The sequence below is a fragment of the Acidobacteriota bacterium genome, from assembly GCA_034211275.1.
Lineage (GTDB): Bacteria > Acidobacteriota > Thermoanaerobaculia > Multivoradales > JAHZIX01 > JAGQSE01.
This window is the reverse complement of record JAXHTF010000057.1, coordinates 1-19,838: the sequence shown is the minus strand read 5'-3', so window position 1 is coordinate 19,838 and position 19,838 is coordinate 1. Positions and strand designations below refer to the sequence as shown.

The window sequence follows — 19,838 nt, the reverse complement described above, 5'->3', positions numbered from 1 at the left end:
GGGATCGGGCCTTCGGGATAGCGTGTTACTCTTCGTTTTTGTTAGTAAGATGTTAGAAAAGAGCCCACCTATCGAACTAATCGAGACGGAGAAGAGCGACTCGAATGAGCCAGCCCTCACCCCCTCGATCCCCCTCTCCCAGCCCCCCACCCGACCTCCCGGTAGAGGGGGAGGCTCGTTGCTCACCGAGGTGCTGTCGACCTGCCCGGGCTCCTCAACCACGATCTCTCGAGGTGATCCTTCATGACCACCGAATCCAACGGCGCACCGCCGGCCCGCTATTTTCATCTCGACCAGCTGCCGTCCCTCCCGGACGATCCCTATCGCGAGTTCCTGCGGGTCCCCAGCCTCAATTGCGGCGTTTACCGGCTGGCCGCCGGTCAACCGGATCTGCAAAGTCCCCACGATGAAGACGAGGTCTACTACGTGGTGGCCGGCCGGGGGCGGTTCAAGGCCGGAGAGGAAGACCAGGCGGTGAGCCCCGGCAGCGTCCTCTTCGTGCGCGCCGGCATCGAGCACCGCTTCCATTCCATCACCGAGGACCTGGAGATCTTGGTCTTCTTCTCCAGCGCTCCATCCCGCTGAGCTCTACGCTCCCCCTGTACCCGTTGCTTCCACCGAGCCCGCGCTGCCGCCGGCACAGAACCGGGCCGGCGGGGACCTGAGCCACCCGGCCGCCATGCCCAGCTTCCCCAAGATCCGCACCCTCGGCTGGCTGCTGCTGGCGGCGGCGTGGATCCTGGTGGTCGGCCTGCTCACCGCTCGCCTCGCCGGCCTGTTGACGCTGGAAGGGCGGCGCCTGGGCCGGACGCCGGAAGCCTTGGGGGCCGGGAGCCTGGTGCTCACCAGCACCTACTTTTGGTTGCACAACGGCCTCGAGCTGTTGCCCTCTTTGGCGATCCTACTGATCGCCGCCCGGGTCGCCCCGGAACCGGCCACGAGCCGCCGGACGCTACGGTGGCCTATGTGGAGGTGGGCACCGTAGCCTACTTCAGCCAGCGCCACGTCTTGGACCTCCTCGGGCTGGTCACCCCCGGCGTGCTCACCGCGGTGGCCCGCAGAGATCTGGAGCATGCCTTCCTCACCTCTCCCACCGACTATGTGCTGGACAGTGGGCGCGTCCACGGACTGATGGCCCAGGTGGTGGGCCGGCAGTGGTTCTCCTCCGCCTACCAAGAGGTAGCCCGAATCCCCATCCCTGGCGGCGCGGATGCGGTGACCATCTTCCGTCGGCGTGCCGGCAGCTCCCTTCCTGAGCCCGGAGAAGATTCACTGCAGCGAAAGTAAGGGCTTACGGACCTGCCGAGCTGGTAGCATCACTGGGCGGGTCCGGACCTACCAGTCGAGATCCCGAGACAGCCCGGTTGACATCCTGAGACAGCACTAATAGATTCATCGCCATAATTAAATCCCTAGACCAACATCCCCGCCAGGAGGACCCCCGAGAGTGTGGAAAAAGAACGAGCCGCAGAAGCCTGAAGCCCCATCCGCCGCCGCCCCGCCCCGTGCCCAATCCCCCCGGTCCAACCCGGCGGAGCGTCGCCCTGCCCCCTCCGGCAGCGGGCAACAGGCCTTCATCGGCCCGTCGGTGACCATCGAGGGCAAGATTTCCGGTGATGAGGACCTGGTGATCCAAGGAACGGTGGACGGCGACATCGCCTTCCGTAAGAACAAGGTCACCATCGGCTCCAACGGCCGCGCCCACGCCGATGTCCACGGCCGCAGCATCCACGTCGAAGGCACGGTGGTGGGCAATCTCTACGGCACCGAGGAGGTGATCCTCCACGACTCCGGCAATGTCGAGGGAAATATCACCGCCCCCCGGGTCAGCCTACAGAACGGAGCGCAGTTCAAGGGCTCCATCGACATGGAACCGAAGCGCAACGCCGGCGGCGGCTCCGGAAGCAGCTCGGGAGGCTCGGGGGGCTCCTCCGGAGGCTCCAGCTCGAAGGACAGCTCCGGCAGCTCCGGCTCGAAGGGTGGATCCAGCGGCTCCGGTGGCTCTTCCTCTTCGGCGGGCCGTAGCGGTCAGCGGTCCTGAGCCCGCGCCCCACCATGCCCCGCGCCATGGCTCGTCCTTTCCGGTCCAACCGCTCTTCCGGCACCAACGGCGGCGACGACGTCGTCCGCCACAGCCTGGCCCTGCCCTTCATCTTCGAGCAGCTCCGGCAGCGACCGGGCCAGGGGGTTCTGGACCTGGGGCCCGCCGCCGGATCCAATCTGGAGACCTTGGCGGCCCTCGGCTGCCGGCTGCACGTGACGGATCTCTACCGTGGCCTGGCGGAGGCCAACGCCGCCCACGGCGACAACGATGGTTCCTTTGGCCAAGTGTGCGACGAGTTGCTGCCCCCCGCTGGCGGAGAGCCGTATGAGGTGATCCTGGCCTGGGATGTCCTGGACTATCTGGGCCGCCCCGAGCTGACAGCCCTGATGCAGCGGCTGATCCCCCTCTGTCACTCGGGAACCCAGCTCTTTTGCATGGTCTCCATTCGGCGTCAGATCCCCGCCCGCCCCCTGGCCTACCGCATCCTGGCGCCGGATCGGCTGGCCGCCATCGGCAACCAAGAGGCCACTCGCCCCGGCCCCCGCTACCACCAACCGGACCTACTACGGGCGATGCCGGGGTTCGAGGTGCGCAAGAGCTTCCTACTGCGCCACGGCATGCAGGAGTATTTGCTCACCTATCGCCCGGAGGATGCTCACGAAGAGGATTGACCTCTCGGAGTTTCCTCCCCCGCCCTACGACTCACCAGCCCAATGACAGGTGACGGTGGTGGTGCGGCGGCGTCCCAGCTCCATGAGCTGCCGGAAGCCTTCCACATTGCCCCGGCGAACCATGTCCAAGAGCGTGTCCAGGGCCGACTGGAGCTTCTCCACGGCGCGCACCGAATGAGGGTTCAGGGCTTGGATTTCGTAGTACACGTCGGGGCTCTCCAAGACCACCCGGCCGGCCAGGTCCTCCAGCGCCTGGAAGGTGGTGCTGCGCACCGGGTGATCGGCCGCGGGCAGCGCTACGGCGAAGGCGATGGCAGCGGCGTGGGCCAGGCTCAGCAAATCCGCCATCAGCCGGTCGTGCTGCTCCACCGGCACCCGCACCAAGCGGGCCGTGGTGGGGCGGAAGAGGCTCTCTATCACCTCCTCCGCATCCCCATCGCCGGTCTCACAGAGCAGGACGTCGGCATCCCGCAGCAGCGCCTTGTCCGGGCCGAACATGGGATGAAAGGAGGCCACTCGGCCGCCGGCCTCCTGCAACCGGCGCAGTGCCGGCAGCAGCGGGGTCTTGATGCTCGCCAGGTCGGCGATGACGCCGGAAGGCGGCGCCGAGCACCAGGCCTCGTAGATCTCCGCAGCGGGGCGCGGCGGAGCGGCGCAGATCACCAGCTGGGCCGTCGGCAGCCAGGTCTCCGCCCGCTGGCGCTCCGCCGGCAGCGCCGGGTCGAGGATCGCCACGTCGAACCCTTGAGCTTCAAGAAAACGGCACATCCAGCGGCCCATGCGGCCGCTGCCGCCCACCACCACCGCGCGATCTCCGGCGCCGGTGGCGGCCTGGCGCAGACTGTCTTCTTCCTGAGCGGTCACCGAGGCCCGCACCAGCCGCGCCACCAGATCCTCCGCCACTTCCGCTCCCAAGCCCACCGCCGCCCCCAAACGTCGGGCTGCTTCCAGCACCACCCGTTCGTAGGTGAAGTCGATGCCCACACCTCCCGCCGCCCGCCTCAGCTCACCTTCTCGGCGCGCCAGCTCCAGGCGGCGGGCGGCGAGGGTCAGGAGCTCCCGATCCGCTGCCTCGATCTCGCCGCGCACCGACGCCAGCTCCGCCGCTTCTTTCGCATCCATGGTTCGACTCACAGCGTCTCCTCTCAGCTGGCCCGAGATGGCCTTGCTCGTTCGCCTCGCCGGCAAACGAGGGCTCGCTTATCCAAGTGCCCTCCGGAGGCTCGCAGGGGACAACATCCCCAGAGCCCAGATCGGCATGATATTTGCTTCCTTGTATAGAGCTACCTAGCCGCAACGCTGTCCCGCGCATAGGAAGATGGAACAACTTCCCACCGGGATGGCCTGAATGATCTTGGAGGATTCTCAACATGAAGTTCTGGACTCTCTTGCTCGGTGCCGTTCTCGTCTTGAGCACCGCCCCATCCGCGGGCGCTGCCACGGTATTGAGCGCCGATTCTCAAGACTTGGAGACCCTGGCCCGAGCCATCCCCACCGGGGAGACCCTCGAGCTACAGAACGTCCCGGAGCTCGGCAGCTCCGACCGTCTGATTCTGACTCGCTTCGAAGCCTTCGCCCCGGACGCGGTGTTGGTTTCCCGCGATGGCCAGGGGACCGAAAATTTCCACCCGGTGCCAAAAAATGCCTATTTTCAAGGCCGGGTAGACGGTGATCCGGGATCTCGGGTAGTGCTCTCGGTGCTCGAGAGCGGCGGCATGCGCGGCTTGGTGGAGAGCCAGGGACGCTGGTGGATCCTCGCCGGCGGTGAGCGCGCCGGTGGCCCGGTGAGCGGCCTGGCGGTGCGGGAGATCGACACCGCCACCGAGATGGCGGCCCAGGCGGCGGACTTCGCCTGCGCCACCGATGAGCTTCTGCCGCCCCCCGGCGCCGAATTGGCACCGACGGAGGGGACCGCACCGGCGCCTCCCGCCGCTACCGAAGGAACACCCCCGACCTTCACCGCCCGCGCCGCCTTCGAGACCGATTGGGAGTATCTCCAGCTCTTCGGCGGCGACATCAGCGACGCCATCGACTATGCCGGTGACCTGGTGGCCTACGCCTCGGTGGTCTACAGCGACGAGGTGGACACTTCCATGCTGCTCCAGCACCTCTCCCTCTGGACCTCGCCGTCGGATCCCTGGGGTCAGACCTCCACGACCTGCAACCTCTTCGACTTCGGCCGCTATTGGAACGACAACCGCAGCGAGGTCGACCGCACCTTCGCCCACTTCCTCAGCGGCCGCAACCTGGGCGGCGGCATCGCCTGGGTCGGCGTCCTGTGCAGCGGCGCCTTCAACTACAACCACGGCGGCGCTTGCCCCAGCCTCTCCCCCAATAGCGACAACTACGGCGGCGACTATGGCTTCAGCGCCGGTCTCGGCGGCAATTTCAATCTCGCCATTCCGACCTCGGTGTGGGACATCGTGGTCACCACCCACGAGATCGGCCACAACTTCAACTCGCCCCACAGCCACTGCTACGAGGGCGTCGGCGGCAGCCCCAGCGCGGTGGATCAATGCTACTCCGGCCAATGCGGCCAGAGCGGCTGCTACTGCGGCGGCACGTCGCTGCCCGGCAGCGGTCCAGGCACCGGCACCATCATGAGTTATTGCCACCTGCTGGGCGGCGGATTGGGCAATATCAGCCTGACCCTGGGCGATGGTCATCCCTTCGGCACCGCCCCGGAACGCATTCCCGACCGCATGAACTCCCACGTGGTCTCTCGCGCCGGATCCTTCCCCGGCTGCCTGACCTATCGAGACGACCTGATCTTCGAGGATTCCTTCGAGTCCGGTACCAGCAATTGGAGCGAAAACGACCCCGGCGGCAATCTCACCACCAGCGGCGCCGCCGGCATCGCGCCGGGCTCGGCCAACGGCATGGCGGTGAGCGCCGCCAGCGACGATCAGACCAACGCCTGGGTGGTGGACGAGACCCCCAGCGACGAGCCGCGCTACCGCGTACGCTTCTGGTACGACCCCAACTCCATCACCATGGTGGACAACAAGCGGCACAAGATCGGCTTCCTCTTCGGCACCGATCCCAGCCAACGGCGACTTCTCACCTTCGTGGTGCGCAAGGTGCCGGGGGGTGAGTACTCGATCCTGGTCAAGGCCCACAACGACGACGACAGCTGGTCCAAGACCGCCTGGACGGACCTCAGCGACGCGCCCCACATGATCGAAGTGGAATGGCGCAAGGCCACCGCGACGGGCACCAACGACGGAACCCTTCGCTTCTGGCTCGACGGCAGCCTGGTGGAGACCGTCAGCGGCATCGACAACGATGGCTGGCTCGGCGAGTTCTTCCGTCTGGGCAATGTCGGCGGCCTGGACGTGGGCACCGACGGAACCCAATACTTCGACGGCTTCGTTTCCAACCGCATGTCCTACATCGGCAACTGACGAAGCTCGGCTCTAGGCCCCCATCCAAAGCCCCGGCGGGTGACGATCCTGTCGCCCGCCGGGGCTTTGCTGTATCCTCCCCTTCGATGCTCTCCCGCTGGCTGCGCGCTCCCCTCACCCACTTCCTGCTCATCGGCCTCGCCCTCTTCCTGTTCCAGGAGCTGAGGAGCGAGGAAATACCGCCGCTGGTCATCTCCCGGGAGCGCCTGGGCCAGCTCGCCGCCGAATGGTCCTCCCACAGCGGTGCCGCCCCCAACGCCGAGGAGGCAGAGCAACTCGTCGAGCAGGCGATTGAGGACGAGCTGCTGATGGAGGTGGCGTTGGACCACGGGCTGCATCGGGAGGATCCCCAGGTGCGCCGCCGGCTGGTGCGACTGGGGCGCTTTGTGAGCGGTGCTCCGGAGGCCGCCGACGCCGACGAAAACGAGCTCTTCGAGCAGGCCCTGGAGCTGGGGCTGCACCGCCGGGACGCCCTCGCCCGCCAGCGCCTCACCGACGGCGCTCGGTTTCTGCTCACCGAGGAGGATCCCCAGCCCCGCCCCAGTGACGAGGAGCTTCGGGAGTATTTGCAGCAGGAGCGGGAAACCTTCGAGCTGCCGCCCCGGGCGCGAGTGACCCAGCTCCTCTTCCCCGCCGAGAACCGTCGCCAGGCCGCCGAGGTCTTGGGCCGCCTCCAGAGTGACGGCATCGGCCCGCACGCCGCCGAGCTCTCGGAAGAAGGCCCCTGGGCCCCACCGCCACCGCCCCGCCGCCCCGGCCCCCTGTCCCGGGAGGATCTCCAACGCCGCTTCGGCGACGCCTTCGCCGAGCTCGCCTTCAGCGCCGAAACCGGGAGCTGGGCGGGACCGGTAAGCTCCCCCTGGGGCGAGCACCTGCTGTGGGTCGAGGAGCGCCTGCCGGCCTCCCTGCCGGAGGTGGATGGAAACCGGGAGGTGCTCACCGAGAGCTGGATCCTGCACCGCCGGCGCACCCGCCTGGCCGACGCCCTGGAGGAATTGAGGACTCAGCGCGAGATCGTGGTGCAGCGGCCCCCGGGCTTCGGTACGGGGGGTCCGGGGGCGGCGAGCAGCGACGGCGAGGAGGGCCCGTCTTGAGATCTCTCCACGCCTGCCGCGCCCCCTTCCTGGTGACCCTCATCGTCGCTCTCACCCTTGGACTGTTCCTCCCCGTCACCGCCGGAGCCCATCCGGTGGCGCCGGCGCTGCTCAAGCTCACCGAAAGCGCCGACGGCCGGGTGGCGGTGGATTGGAAGCAGCCACCGCGCCGCGGCGGCCGCCTGCTCCAGCCGCAGCTGTCGGACCGCTGCGTCGTGGTGCAGGAGCCGGAAAAGCGGCGCCTCGACGGCGAGCTGGTGGAGAGCTGGACGCTGGACTGCGGCGCCGAGGGGCTGGCCGGCGCCGAGGTGACGGTGGACGGTCTCGATATCCGCCGGGGCGAGGTGATGGTCTTCGCAACCCTCGCCGCTGGTGGTGCCGCCCGCGCCATCCTGCGGGCGGATCAGCCGAGCTGGACGGTGCCTCGGGAGCAGGGACCGCTGGCGGTCTTCGGCGACTATTTGGTCCTCGGCGTGGAGCACATCCTCCTGGGCCTCGACCACCTTCTCTTCGTCCTCGCCCTGGTGCTGCTGGTACCCCAGCTACGGCGCCTGGTGTGGACCGTCACCGGTTTCACCGCCGGCCACAGCGTCACCCTGGCGCTGGCGGCCCTGGGGCTGGTGCACGTGCCCTCGGCGCCGGTGGAGATCCTCATCGCCGCCAGCATCCTGTTGCTGGCGGTGGAGCTGACCCGCGATGAGAACGATCTGGTGCACCGCCGCCCGTGGCTCGTAGCCGGCGGCTTCGGGCTACTCCACGGCCTCGGCTTCGCCGGCGCACTGGCGGAGGTAGGGCTGCCGGAGGGCGAGATCCCGCTGGCGCTGCTGGCCTTCAACCTCGGCATCGAAGCCGGCCAGCTCCTCTTCGTCGCCGCCGTCCTAGCCATCGGCTGGGCGCTGCGGCCTTGGATCCCCAGAATGCCCCGCTGGCTGCGCTGGAGTCCCGCCTACGCCATCGGCGGCCTGTCGGTGTTCTGGATCCTGGAGCGCAGCGCCGGGCTGTTCTAACCGCCCCGGGTGCTATTCTCCAATGTAGTGCCCGCTTCCGCCAGCCGCTGCGCTTCACCAGCTCCCGCCGGGTCTCCTACGCCCAGCGTCCTCCGGGGGCTCGGCGCCATCCTCCTTTTTGCTCTTCTGACTCCTCTCACCGCAAGCAGCGACGAGCCCCCCTCCGGCATCCTGCCTTTGATTCCCGACCGGCCCACCGCGCACCGGCTGGCCGCCGGGGAAAGCAAAACCTTCGGCGCCGAGCTCACCGCGGGCCGGCATTGGTGGCTGCGCGTCGAGCAGATTGGCATCGACGTGGTGCTGGAGGTGAAGGACCCTGCGGGGAAGCCCGTGCTGCGCATCGACAACCCGATTCACCGCGAGGGGATCGAGAGCCTGCTGCTGACGCCTGCCATCACCGGCGCGTACCGGATTGAAATTCACCCTCGCGAGGTAGGCGCTCCTCCCGGACGATTCACCCTGCGGCTCGAAGAGCTCTCCTCCGAGGGCCCTCTCCGCTTGCGCGGGGAATCCGCGGTAACCGAAGCAGGCCGGCTGTGGGCGGAGGGGGGCAAGGACGGAACCGAGGCCATCGCCGCCCGACTGCACGAGGCCATCGACGCCTTCCGCAGAGCCGGAGAGAGCCATCGCGAAGCCATGACGCTGCTTACCCTGGGCGGGCTGTTCGAGGAGCTCGACGACTACCCTCAGGCTCTGCAGTACTACAAACGAGCCCTGGACCTGTTTCGGGCGCTGGACGAAACCTCCGGCGTCGCTGCCACCCTTGATCGCCTGGGCCTGGTTCACGGCTGGATCGGCGACAACGGCCGGGCTCGGGAAGCGCTGGAGGAAGCTCTCGCTCTGCGCCGGCGCCTCGGACGCGGGGAGGCGATCACTAGGAACAACCTCTGCCTGGTACTGCAGAGGAGCGGGCGCTTCGAGGCCGCTGGCCGCTGCTATGAGGAGGCCCTGGGCCTCGCCCGGACCGGCGACGATCCGGCGCTGGTGGCGAATCTGCTCAACAACCTGGGAGGCATCGAGCAGAACCTGGGGGAGCCCACTCAAGCCATCGCCTACTACCGCCAGGCCGTCGCTCTGCACCGCGCCAACGGCGACACCCTGGGGGAGGCCGTCACCCTCAACAACCTGGGCTTCTACCACCACGGACTGGGCGACGTGGAAGAAGCCCTGCTGCACTACGCCCCGGCCTTGGAGCTCTTCGAAGAGCGCGGCGAGCTCTACTGGCAGGCCCGCACCCTCAACAACATCGGCTTCGGCTACCTGGCGCTGGGAGAACACGAGCGAGCCCGCTCTTATCTGCTGCGAGCCCTGCCGCTACGGCGAACGGTGGGGGATCTAGCGGGAGAAGCGGTGACGCTGCGCAATCTGGGCCGCGCCGCCGCCGGCCTCGGCCAACCGGTCCAGGCGGTGGCGTTTCTACGCCGAGCCCTCGCCCTCAGCGAGGAGCTGGGGGACGAGCGAGGAGCGGCCACCGCCCGCCAGCTGATGGGAGAGGTCGAGCTCTCCCTGGGGCGGACCGAAAGCGCCCTCCACCACCTCGAGCTCGCTCTGGCGACGCAGCGCCAGATGGGCGCCCGGCTGGGGCAAGCCGAAGTCTTGACCCTGTTGAGCGACGCTCACCGCAAGCTCGGGGATCGGTCCCGAGCGTTGACGGCCGGCGAGCAGGCCCTGGAGCTGCACCGCCGGATACGCCACCCGCTGGGAGAGATTGCGGCCCTCACCGCCCTGGCCCGGGCGGAACGGGACGGGCGACGGCTGGAGGCGGCGGCGGGGCATCTCGAGACCGCGGTGGGAACCCTCGAAGGGCTCCGGGGAAATCTCGGCGATCCCAACCAAAGGGCCTCCTTCCTCGCCTCCCAACGGCTGGTGTACCGGCTCTACGTCGACACCTTGATGGCGCTGCACCGGCGCTCGCCGGCGGCGGGTCATGACCTCCAAGCTCTCGAACTCAGCGAACGCTCGCGCTCCTGGTCGCTGCTGGCCCTGCTGGAAGCGGCGGGGGCGGGGCCCGCGCAAGCGGCAGAGCCGGAGCTTGGGGAGCGCTTGCGCGACGCCCGGCAGCGCTTCGCCGCCAAAACCCGCCAGCAGCTGCGGGTGCTCGGGCGGGAGCACAGCCAGGCCGAAGCCCGGGCCGCCGAGGAAGAGCTCTACACGGCCCTCACCGAGCTCGACACCGTACGCGCCGAGCTGCGCCGCGCCGACCCACGCTTCGATTCGTTGAACCGCGCCGAGCCGTTGAAAGTCAGCGAGATCCAAGAGCTTCTGGACGAGGGGACGGTGCTGCTGGAGATTCTCCTCGGCGAGGAGCGCAGCTTCCTGTGGTGGGTGACTCCCACCGCCGTCGCCGTCCACGAGCTTCCCCCGCAGCAGACCCTCGAAGAGCTGGCGAGGAAGGCCTACCGCTTGCTCGCCGATCCCCACCGCAGCCCGGCGGCGCTCCGGGAAGCCCTCGATGCCCTCGGCAAGAGCTTGCTCGGGCCGGTGGCGCAACGGCTGCGGGATCAACGGTTGGTGATCGTCGCCGACGGAGCCTTGCACCTCCTCCCCTTCGCCGCTCTGACCCTGCCGTCCGCTCCCGGCGCGGTGGGTCCACCCCAGCCACCCCAGCCGGTGATCAGCCGCCACGAGGTGGTGAACCTGCCCTCCGCCTCCGTGCTGGCGGCCCAGCGCCGGGAGCTCGCCGGGGCCGGCAAGGGTGCCCGCGGCGCCCCCAGAGTGGCGATCTTCGCAGACCCGGTCTTCGAGGGGGACGATCCCCGTCTCAGCTCAGAGGGGAAAGAGACCTCCGAGCCCAGCCCGGGAGCCCTGGCCGAGGGGCGAGGGCGGGAGGAGGTAGGACTGCGAAGCGGCGGCCGCCTGAAAATCGAGAATCTCGAGCGTCTGCCCCACAGCCGGCGGGAGGCGCAGGCCATCGCCGCTCAGCTGCCGCCGGAGGCAGTGCATCTCGCCCTCGACACCGACGCGCGGCGGGAGCAGCTGCTGGGCGACCAGCTCGCCGGCTACGACATCCTGCACTTCGCCACCCACGGCTTTGTCCATCCCGAGGCCCCGGAGCTCTCCGGCCTGGTGCTCTCCCAGGTCGATGCCGGCGGCGGCGAGATCGACGGATTCCTCGGCCTCTACGACGTGGCCAATCTCCGGCTCTCGGCGCGGCTGGTGGTGCTCTCGGGCTGCGGCACGGCCCTCGGCAAGGAAGTCAGCGGCGAAGGATTGGTGGGGCTCCCCCGCGGCTTTCTCTATGCCGGCGTCCCGCGCATCGTCGCCAGTCTCTGGCAGGTTCGAGATCGAGCCACGGCGGAGCTGATGACGCATTTCTATCGTTCTCTGCTGGTGGAAGGCGCCTCCCCCGCCGCCGCCCTGCGCAGCGCTCAGCTGGCCCTGCGCGAGGAGCGGCGCTGGCGGGATCCGTTCTTCTGGGCCGCGTTCACCCTGCAGGGGGATTGGCGCTAGAGGAGCCCGGCATGGTCCGGCCGGCGGTCGCCCCTCAGCCGCCCTCGGCTCCCCAAGCACCATAGGGCGTGGCCACCAGGATCTCTCCGTCGTCCCCCGGCTCCTTGCGGTACTCCCAGGGGAGTAGCGTTTCCTCGATCGTCGTCGGATCCAGGCCTTCCAGCCCAGCCTTTCGCATGGCGTAGATGCAGTCCGGACGGCCACTGCTGCCACCTCCGGGCCAGAAGCTGATGGAGCGCTCCAGCATGCGGGGCTCGATGAAGCTCTCGAGGGTTCCTGTCTCGGGGTTGTAGTGGAGATTCTGTCTCCAGACCATCTCGCCAACGATGCCGTTCTCTTCCTTCTGGGAGAAGAGCTGGAAGGTATCCTCTCCGGCTTCGTAGACGAGGACGGCGTAGTACTTTCTATCCGGCTCCTGCGACGGATCCGTATGACCGATATCTCCCGCCACTACCCGCCAGTGACGGGCGAAATCTCCGGGCTGGGGAAGCTTCTTCTCATTCGAGCTCGTGGAACGGGTCATCAGGGCTCTCCTTCGGTAGAAAGTTGTCGTTGGCTCCACCCTCTGAGTGAGTGGCGGTGGGAAAACCTCTCATCCCTCTGCCCCTCGATCTCTCTGTCGCGGATTCCAATCTCGGGCCTGTCCCGCCGGTCTTCCGACAGGGCCTCGCTATGGGCTTTCCGGGGGATCGCCAGCGCTCGGCGCCAGCACCCGGAAGGCCATCTCCGCCGCCGGCGCGGAGCTCTCGCTCGGTGCTCGATGGATCTCGATGCGGTACTCCCCCGGCGGCAGGAAGGAGGGCGGGAGGGCGACGAGGAGAGTGTCGTAGAGGGTGGGCTCGAGCTCGCCGCTGCTCCACAGCGTCTCTCCGGCGGTATCCCGCAGATCCACGCGGTAGTGCGCCGCGTCCACCGCCGGAAGCTCGAGGGAGAGCAGCAGGGCGTCGCTCTGCGGATCCGGCCGGATCTCCACCGTGCCCCCGGCGTCCCGCGATACACCCAACGAGACCACGGCCAGGTTCGCCAGCGGCTCGGCGAGGGTCCATACCCCGGGCTCGCTCTGCCCCCCGCCGGCCGCCGTGAGCCTCGCGTTCTCTTGTTCCAGCCGGTCGAGCTCCGCGCCCTGGCGCAGCAACAACACCGGCATCACCACCAGAGCCAGGGCGACGGCCAACAGGCCCATCAGCTGTGGAGGCCGACGACTGCGCAACCAGGCGAGGGCGCCGGTCTCGGTGGCCGATTCGAGCGCTCTGGGGAGCCCTTCCGGGGCCGCGTTCGGCGTCCCATCCTCGGCCGCCACCTGCTGCAGCCCCCGGCGCAGCTCCTCCCCCGCCTGCACCGCTTCCAGACACTCGCCGCATTCGAAGAGGTGCTCCTCGAAGAGGGCCTCGTCCTCCGGAGCGAGGCGGCCCGCCAGATAGCGGTCGAGGACGTGCTCGTCGTCGATGCGGGGATGGTCCATGGCCTTCGGTTGTCGTGGGTCGCTCATTCAGCTCGCGCCTCTTCCCACAGCCGCCGGTAACGCTGCCGAGCCCGCGACAGGACGCGGTAGAAGTGATCGCCTTCGATCTCCAGATCGGCGCAGATGCGGGAGCTGCTCTCTCCCGTGAGGTAGTAGCGAAAGAGAACCTCGCGATCCCGCGGGACCCCGAGCTCGGAGAGAACACGGCGGGTCAAAGAGCTCCTCTCCTGGTGCAGCAATCCGTCCAGCGGGCTCGCCGCCGCCGCGTCCTCGAAGTCCAACCGCTGCTCCAACGAAGTCTCCGCCTGATATCTGCGGCGGCGGTATTGTTGGGTGCTCAGATTCTTCACCAAGGAGCGGAGGAAGCCGGCCAGCCGCTCCGGTTGTTGGACCTCGCCACGGCGAATCTTCGTCAGGGCGAGCATCAGCGTGTCCTGGTAGAGATCCTCCGCATCCGCCTCGCTGCGGGTGAAGCGGCGGGCCAGGAAGCGCAAAGTCCCGCCACTGCGCTCGATCAACTCGCCCTCGGCCCCGTCGTCGCCATCGGCGATGCGGCGCACCAAATCGGCGGCGATCTCCGGGGTGAGGGCGCTCAAGAAAGCGAGGTCCCATGGAACCGATCTCCCACCGCCAGCTCTCTCCGCTCGTCATCCGCATCCCTCGCTTCTCCCGGGGCCCTGCCGCGAGGATGGGGACCCAGCCCCCCTCTCGAAGACCAGTGGGACGAGCACGGCAAACCTCTCAGCTTCGCCACGAGAACCTTCCAAAGCCCTAGGCTGGATTCAGGGTCCAGCTCAGGCCACGCGCGCGACGCGCACCGGGCAGACAGCACAAGCTCGATCATGTGCCGCGATTCTCCCCCAGCCCCGCCAGATGGCGCAATTGGGCCCCAGCCCGAGACGCCGGCTGTGACCGGCCTCAGGCCCGGCGCGCCCGGGCCACGGTCTGGTGATCGTAGGTGGTGATTTCCAAGCGGTGGCCCCAGGGATCGGAGAAATAGATCGACCAGGCCTTCTGGTGGTCCTTGGCCAGCTCCTCCGTCACCCGGCGGCCCAGGTGATCCTGGAGGTCGAGCTCCGGCAGCCGGCGGAGGAAGCGGAGGAACCCTTCACCGCTGACTTGAAAGGCCACCAGGTGAAAACCGGCGGTGGGGCGGCCACCCTGGGACTCACCGCGAAAGAGCGCCAGCTTGGTTCCCGCCCGAGGCGTGGCGATCATCAGCGGGCCTCGGGGATCCTCCGCCCAGCTTTCGAATTCCGGTACCACCTCCAGCCCCAGGATCCGCTGATACCAAGCCGCCGCCGCCCGGCGGCTGGGGACGAAGAATTCCACGTGATCGATCTGGTCGACTCGGAAGGGCGGGTCGTTGCTCGCGGTCATGGTCGGTCCTCGGTGCGGGTCGATGGGGTTTGCGGTTCGGGACTCTCTGCCGTCAGAGCGTAACTCAGACGCCGCCCGGGGGCAGGATTCTCGACCAATTACTACCCCAGTAGTATTCATCCCTTGACATTCAACTACCCGGGTAGTACTAATAGAGTAGTTGATGTCACGAGCCCGCCAGGTCGGGTGTTCGCGGCGCCGACCGAATCGATGCTCGAAGGGTTCGGGGAACATCTCAGTCCCGGCCTACGTATTCACCCAAGGAGAATCATGGCTCGAAAACACCGACTTGGAGATCTGCAACTGGCCATCATGAAGGTCCTGTGGCGGCGCGGTGAAGCCGCCGTCGCCGACGTTCACGGGGCCCTGGAGGCCGAGCGCGGTCTGGCCCCCACCACCATCGCCACCATGCTCGCCAAAATGGAAGACAAGGGCGTCGTCGATCACCGGCAGGAAGGCCGGCGCTACATCTACCGACCCTCCGTCACCGAAGCCGAGGTCCGCCGCAGCATGGTCGGGGACCTCACCCAACGCCTATTCCAGGGGGACGCCGCGGCCCTGGTCAGCCATCTCATCGCGGAGCACGAAATCGACGCCGGCGAGCTGGACGAGCTGCGCCAGCTCATCGCCGGGCAACGGCGGGAGGAAGAACAATGATCGCGACCCTACAAGAGCTCTGGAGCTCCTTCAGCCAGGCCCTGGCGCCTTGGTTGCTCACCTACGCCCTCCACAGCACCGTCTTTCTCGCTCTCGCCTGGGCGTTGAGCCGCTGGCTCCCCACCGCCGCCGAGGAGATCGTCTGGCGCAGCGCCCTGGTGGGCGCCCTGGGCACCACCACCCTGCGCTATCTGCTGCCCGCCGCCGCCAACCCCTGGAACTGGCTCGGCACCGCAGCGGAACCCATGGCAGCCCTACCCGTAGCGGCATCGGTGCCGCTGCCCGCCAACGGGTCTCTCTCCGCCGCGGCGGAAGCGTTGCCGGCGAACGCCGCCAACCTCCCGTTGGCGCCCACCGCCGTGCCCTTGACGGATGGCTCCCTGTCCCCGGCGGCAAGCTCCTTCGCTGCCCTTTGGGGATCCATTCCTTGGGCCAACACCTTCACCGCCGTCTGGCTGCTGGGCGCCGTCACCGGAATCGCTTTTCTGGTGCTAGGGCATCTGATCTGGCGCCGCCGCCTCGAAGGCCGCCGGCCGCTGCACCAGGGGCCCGCCGCCCAGGCGCTTCGCCGGCTGCTACGGACGCTGAGCCCGAAGACGCCGGCATCCAACGATGCCGCGCTCACCGATGCCGCGCTCACCAATGCCGGCCCGCGGCTGTTCAGCAGCCTCTATCTGCCGGTACCGGTGGCTCGGGGCTGGGGCCGCCAGGGCGAAATCTGCCTGCCGGAACGGGCGGTGCAGGAGCTCGCACCAGCCCAGCAGGAGAGTGCCGTAGCCCACGAGCTGGCGCACCTGGTCCGCCACGACCCGGCCTGGCAGCTGCTGGCCCGGGGACTGGAGCGCATCTTCTTCTTCCAGCCCCTGCACCGGGTGGCCCGCCGCCGCCTGGCCCAGCTGGCGGAATATCACTGCGATGATTGGGCCGCCGCCCACACCGGCCAGCCCCTGGAGCTCGCCAGCTGCCTCACCGCCGTCGCCGGCTGGCACACCGCCCCCTGGCATCAAGACCTGGCGCCGCTCCCCGGTCCCGCCATGGCCGCCGGTGGCCGCGGCCTGCGCCGGCGGGTGGAGCGCCTGCTGCGCGCTTCCGGCTCCATCTCCAGGGCGCCCCGCTGGTGTTTGCCGGCGGTTCTGGTACTGGTCCTGACCCTGGGCGTCGCCCTCCCCGGCGTCACCGGTGCCGCACCCGAAGTGGCACCGCCGGAGCCCCCGACGGCTCCGGAGGCACCACCGGCGCCCGAAGCTCCGGAGGCTCCCGCAGCCCCTGAGGCACCGCAGGCTTCCCCGGCTCCGGAGGCTCCACTAGCTCCGGAGGCCCCTCCTGCGCCGCAAGCCCCCCCTGCCCCCCGCGGGGAGCACAGCATCCCGGCTCCTCCCCGGCCTCCGGAAGTGCCCTCGGCACCGCTGCCGGAGCATCCGGTGACTGTGCTGCCGGCGCCGGAAGCTCCGGAGGAGGTTGCGGGAGATGCTCCGGTGGCCGCTGCCCTACGGCACACCGTCGCCCCCGAAACCGCCCGGCCGGTGGTCGCCACCCTGCCCCTGAGCCCGGGCTCACGGGTGCCGGTGGCCCGGGTCGCTGCTCTGCCCTCCGGAGAACCAGTGCGCAATGAGGAGCAGCGTCGGGCCGCCGCTGCCCGCGAGCAGGAACGAGGACGAGAACGGGAGCAGCTGCGAGGCGAGGAGCGGGAGGCCGCCCGGGAGCGAGCCCTGGCTCAACGAGAGCAGGCCGAGCTTCAGCGGGAAGAGCTGCGGCGGGTCCAGGAGGAATTCCGCGAAGAGATCGCCGGATCCGTCGAGGAGCTCCGGCGCATCGCCGAGGCTGCAGCGCGGGAAGAGCGCGAGCTCACCGCCGACGAGCAAGCCCGTATGGAGGCCGCCGAAGCGGAGATCGAAGCCCGGGCCGAGGCTCTGCGGCAGGAGATCGAGCAGCGGGTCGCCGAACAACAGCTACATCACGAGGAAGTGACCCGGGAGCATATGGAGCGAGCTCAGCACCAACTCCAGGAAGCGCGCCAGAGGCTCGAGGAGCATCAGGCCGAAGCCATGGAGCAGGCCCGTCAGCAGCTCGAAGAGCGCCGGGCCGAGCTTCAGGAGCTGAGCGGCGAGCAGCGGGAGGAAATGGAGCGAGAGCTGGCGGAGGCTCAGCGCGAGCTGGAAGAGAGCCGTCAGGCGATCGAGGAAGCGCGCCAGGAAATCGCCGCCGAGGAGCAGCGTCTTGCGGAAGAGATCCGCAGGGAGCTGGAGCGTGAGCGCCAGCGCCAGAGATCCGGGCGCTCCGAGGACCCGGACTCCCGCCGCTAACGCCCCTCTAGCTCCTCAACGAACGAAAGCCCGGCTCTCCCTCACCAGGGAGGCCGGGCTTTCGTGTTTCGAGGGGTTTCCAGCGCCGGAGCGAAAATCACGCGGGCGCGGCGGCGGGCTGGGCCACCAGCACCAGGCGCTCGCGGCTGGACACCACTACGCCGCCGGGCTTCTCCACCGTCACCGCGAAGAGGGTCGGCTCCCCCACCCGCAACTTGGCGTCGATGGGTACCACCGCTCGGCCCGCAGCGACGTCGAAGACCCCGCCGTCCACCGGGTAGCGCTCGTCCTGCTCGGCGTCGAAGATCCACAGCTGGTATTGATTCTGCTGCGGGTCGTTGGCCGGCAACCCGTCGAAGACCATATAACCGGCCTGCAACGAATCGCTCCACAGCACCTCACCCTGAACCCCTGCCGCCGCCGGATCCTCGGTGCCCTGCCAGGCGACGACCACCGCATCCTCGGCGTTGCGCACATCCTCCAGACTGGGCCCGGACGGATCTTCGGATTGGGCCTCGGTCGGCGTTTCCGGCGGCGGTGGGTTGATCACCGTCACCACCTCCGGCGGCTGCGGTGCCACCAGCACCGGTTGGAGAGCCAGCCACCAGCCCGCCGCCGCCAGCAGCAGCGACGCGGCGGCAGCGTACCAACCCCAGCGGCCGCTACGCCCGGGCATCGACACGACCGTCGCCGGAGGCTTGACGTCCGAGAGCGGCAGTTCCGCCGATGGCGGAGGCTCCTGCGCCGGCGGAGCCGAGATCGATGCGCCGGCGCTGAGCTCACGACTTGCAAACTCCCGGGCTCGGCGCCGCAAGGCAGCCTCCACCTCCGCCGGCATCACGGCGTCTGGCATCTCGGCGTCGAGATCCGCCGCCGCCAGCTGGATCGCCGCCGCCGCCAGCTCGAAGTCCTCGGCATCCACCGACTTCTCGGCCTCCAGCAGGCCCGCCAGCTCGAGCTTCTCGGCCTGCGACAAGCCCTCCGTGGCCTGGGCCACCAGGAGGTCGAGGCAGCGCTCGTCGGTAGGTCCTCGCCGGGCGCTCATGACGCCGCCTCCTCGGCAGAAGGCTGACGGAAGAGGAGGACATCCCGAACCCGCTGCAACCCTCGACGAATGTAGGTCTTGACGGTGCCCAGGGGCAGCTCCGTATGGTCGGCGATCTCGCTGTGGGACATGCCGTAGACCACCGATAGGGTCACCGCATCCCGTTCCTTGGGATCCAGCTGCTCAATGGCCCGGCGGGCCAGGGAAGCCTCGGCGCTGGCCTCGACAGTCTGCGGAGCCCGCACCGGCAGCTCGCCGTCGTCGGTGGTCAGGGAGCTCTCCGTCGGCCGGCGACCGGCCTTGCGGCGCCGATCGATGAGGCGCCGGCGGGCGATCATGGTGACGAAGGCGGGCTCCGAGGAACGGGCGGGATCGTAGCGGTGGGCCGAGGACCACAGCTCGATGAAGATCTCCTGCACCGCATCCTCGGCGTCGGCACCGATGATCCGGCGGGCGGTCCACCAGATCAGACCCTTGTAGCGATCGATGCACTCCTCCACCGCCTGCGCGTCGCCGGCGGCGACACGGGGCAAGAGCGGCTCGGGGGCGGTCTTCTCGCGGGTCTTGGTCAAAGTAGAGCGGAGTATATCCAACCTCCCCCACCGCGCTTCAAGCCTCGGTCCAGGATCCAGCACGAGCGCCGCGTTTCCGGTTAGGATGCAGGGTATGTGCTCTCGGCTCACCATGATTCTCGCCCTTGCCCTACTCTTCGTCGCCTGTGGTGCGCCGGATGCATCGGAGACGACAAAACCCCAAGAACCGGCGGAATCCGCGACCGTAGCGGATCTCACCGGCACCTGGCGCGCCGTCCTGACCTCCCCCGGAGGCGAGCTACCCTTCACCCTGGAAATCGAAGAAGGCAGCATCGAGGAAGGCACCGTGGGGCTCCAGGCCGCGGTGATCAACGGTGCGGAAGCCACCGAGCTCAGCAGCGTCGAGGTGCTGGGATCCGAGGTCGTGCTGCGCTTCGATTGGTACGACGCGGAAATCACCTCCCAGCTCTCGGAAGACGGTCAGCGGCTCCATGGCCAGTGGAGGAAGACCATCCCCGACGGCGATTCGGTGCTCCCCTTCACCGCCACCCGCGGCGACCAGCGCCGCTTCCTGCCGCTGGAAGAAGCTGGTCTCGAACCCGGCGCCGACGGTCTGCCGGAAATTTCCGGCGTGTGGGCGGTGGAGTTCATCGAGCAGGGGACGGACGAGGAAGAGGTCACCCCCGAGGCCGCCCGCGGTGAGCTCCAGCAGGACGGCGACCAAGTCACCGGCACCTTCCTCACCGCTACCGGCGACTACCGTTTCCTCGAGGGCCGCTACGAGCAAG

19 protein-coding genes are annotated in these 19,838 nt (G+C 68.6%); 12 read left to right on the top strand and 7 right to left on the bottom strand.

Features of this window, described 5'->3' with window-relative positions; translation table 11 throughout:
• The first annotated feature begins 243 nt into the window (after window positions 1–243).
• The 5 genes from SX243_11415 to SX243_11395 all read left to right on the top strand — a co-directional run bounded on the left by SX243_11415 (window position 244) and on the right by SX243_11395 (window position 2,715).
• Complete coding sequence (locus SX243_11415) at window positions 244–585, top strand: cupin domain-containing protein (GenBank protein MDY7093567.1); 342 nt, start codon at window positions 244–246, stop codon at window positions 583–585.
• Window positions 586–679: 94 nt separating this feature from the next.
• Window positions 680–985, top strand: a complete 306-nt coding sequence (locus SX243_11410) for a hypothetical protein (protein ID MDY7093566.1) — start codon at window positions 680–682, stop codon at window positions 983–985.
• Window positions 958–1,287: a hypothetical protein gene (locus SX243_11405; GenBank protein ID MDY7093565.1), complete on the top strand. Its 330-nt coding sequence runs from the start codon at window positions 958–960 to the stop codon at window positions 1,285–1,287. Before SX243_11410 ends, SX243_11405 begins: the two co-directional genes overlap by 28 nt.
• Window positions 1,288–1,447: 160 nt before the next feature.
• Window positions 1,448–2,041, top strand: a complete 594-nt coding sequence (locus tag SX243_11400; protein ID MDY7093564.1) for a polymer-forming cytoskeletal protein — start codon at window positions 1,448–1,450, stop codon at window positions 2,039–2,041.
• Window positions 2,042–2,067: 26 nt separating this feature from the next.
• Window positions 2,068–2,715, top strand: coding sequence for a class I SAM-dependent methyltransferase (locus SX243_11395; GenBank protein ID MDY7093563.1), 648 nt, complete (start codon window positions 2,068–2,070; stop codon window positions 2,713–2,715).
• Between the two features lie 24 nt (window positions 2,716–2,739).
• On the opposite strand, the gene SX243_11390 is transcribed toward SX243_11395, so the two are convergent.
• On the bottom strand, window positions 2,740–3,849 hold the full coding sequence (locus tag SX243_11390; protein ID MDY7093562.1) for a prephenate dehydrogenase/arogenate dehydrogenase family protein: 1,110 nt from the start codon (window positions 3,847–3,849) through the stop codon (window positions 2,740–2,742).
• A 236-nt stretch (window positions 3,850–4,085) separates the two neighbouring features.
• Here SX243_11390 and SX243_11385 point away from each other — a divergent pair, with 236 nt between their 5' ends.
• The 4 genes from SX243_11385 to SX243_11370 all read left to right on the top strand — a co-directional run bounded on the left by SX243_11385 (window position 4,086) and on the right by SX243_11370 (window position 11,670).
• Window positions 4,086–6,119, top strand: a complete 2,034-nt coding sequence (locus SX243_11385; protein MDY7093561.1) for a M12 family metallo-peptidase — start codon at window positions 4,086–4,088, stop codon at window positions 6,117–6,119.
• A gap of 86 nt (window positions 6,120–6,205) precedes the next feature.
• The gene (locus tag SX243_11380; protein ID MDY7093560.1) at window positions 6,206–7,213 is read left to right on the top strand and encodes a peptidylprolyl isomerase; all 1,008 of its coding nucleotides are present in this window, start codon (window positions 6,206–6,208) and stop codon (window positions 7,211–7,213) included.
• Window positions 7,210–8,220 (top strand): HupE/UreJ family protein, encoded by a 1,011-nt coding sequence (locus tag SX243_11375; GenBank protein MDY7093559.1) that lies wholly within the window; start codon window positions 7,210–7,212, stop codon window positions 8,218–8,220. Before SX243_11380 ends, SX243_11375 begins: the two co-directional genes overlap by 4 nt.
• A 177-nt stretch (window positions 8,221–8,397) precedes the next feature.
• On the top strand, window positions 8,398–11,670 hold the full coding sequence (locus tag SX243_11370; GenBank protein MDY7093558.1) for a CHAT domain-containing tetratricopeptide repeat protein: 3,273 nt from the start codon (window positions 8,398–8,400) through the stop codon (window positions 11,668–11,670).
• Window positions 11,671–11,704: 34 nt separating this feature from the next.
• Here SX243_11370 and SX243_11365 read toward each other — a convergent pair whose 3' ends face one another.
• The 4 genes from SX243_11365 to SX243_11350 form a co-directional block, all read right to left on the bottom strand.
• Window positions 11,705–12,193 carry a hypothetical protein gene (locus SX243_11365; GenBank protein MDY7093557.1) on the bottom strand — a complete coding sequence of 163 codons (489 nt, stop codon included), beginning with the start codon at window positions 12,191–12,193 and terminating at the stop codon, window positions 11,705–11,707.
• Window positions 12,194–12,340: 147 nt separating this feature from the next.
• Window positions 12,341–13,159 carry an anti-sigma factor gene (locus tag SX243_11360; protein MDY7093556.1) on the bottom strand — a complete coding sequence of 273 codons (819 nt, stop codon included), beginning with the start codon at window positions 13,157–13,159 and terminating at the stop codon, window positions 12,341–12,343.
• Window positions 13,156–13,728 (bottom strand): sigma-70 family RNA polymerase sigma factor, encoded by a 573-nt coding sequence (locus SX243_11355; protein ID MDY7093555.1) that lies wholly within the window; start codon window positions 13,726–13,728, stop codon window positions 13,156–13,158. The genes SX243_11360 and SX243_11355 overlap by 4 nt, the downstream gene beginning before the upstream one ends.
• A gap of 322 nt (window positions 13,729–14,050) precedes the next feature.
• The gene (locus tag SX243_11350; GenBank protein ID MDY7093554.1) at window positions 14,051–14,512 is read right to left on the bottom strand and encodes a VOC family protein; all 462 of its coding nucleotides are present in this window, start codon (window positions 14,510–14,512) and stop codon (window positions 14,051–14,053) included.
• A gap of 270 nt (window positions 14,513–14,782) precedes the next feature.
• Between SX243_11350 and SX243_11345 the strand changes: the two genes are divergently transcribed.
• On the top strand, window positions 14,783–15,169 hold the full coding sequence (locus SX243_11345) for a BlaI/MecI/CopY family transcriptional regulator (GenBank protein MDY7093553.1): 387 nt from the start codon (window positions 14,783–14,785) through the stop codon (window positions 15,167–15,169).
• Window positions 15,166–17,472, top strand: coding sequence for a M56 family metallopeptidase (locus SX243_11340; protein ID MDY7093552.1), 2,307 nt, complete (start codon window positions 15,166–15,168; stop codon window positions 17,470–17,472). Before SX243_11345 ends, SX243_11340 begins: the two co-directional genes overlap by 4 nt.
• 97 nt (window positions 17,473–17,569) lie before the next feature.
• On the opposite strand, the gene SX243_11335 is transcribed toward SX243_11340, so the two are convergent.
• Window positions 17,570–18,517 (bottom strand): anti-sigma factor, encoded by a 948-nt coding sequence (locus tag SX243_11335; protein ID MDY7093551.1) that lies wholly within the window; start codon window positions 18,515–18,517, stop codon window positions 17,570–17,572.
• Window positions 18,514–19,089, bottom strand: a complete 576-nt coding sequence (locus SX243_11330; GenBank protein ID MDY7093550.1) for a sigma-70 family RNA polymerase sigma factor — start codon at window positions 19,087–19,089, stop codon at window positions 18,514–18,516. The genes SX243_11335 and SX243_11330 overlap by 4 nt, the downstream gene beginning before the upstream one ends.
• A gap of 94 nt (window positions 19,090–19,183) precedes the next feature.
• Here SX243_11330 and SX243_11325 point away from each other — a divergent pair.
• Window positions 19,184–19,838: hypothetical protein (locus SX243_11325; protein ID MDY7093549.1), on the top strand; the 655-nt coding region annotated here is incomplete at its 3' end.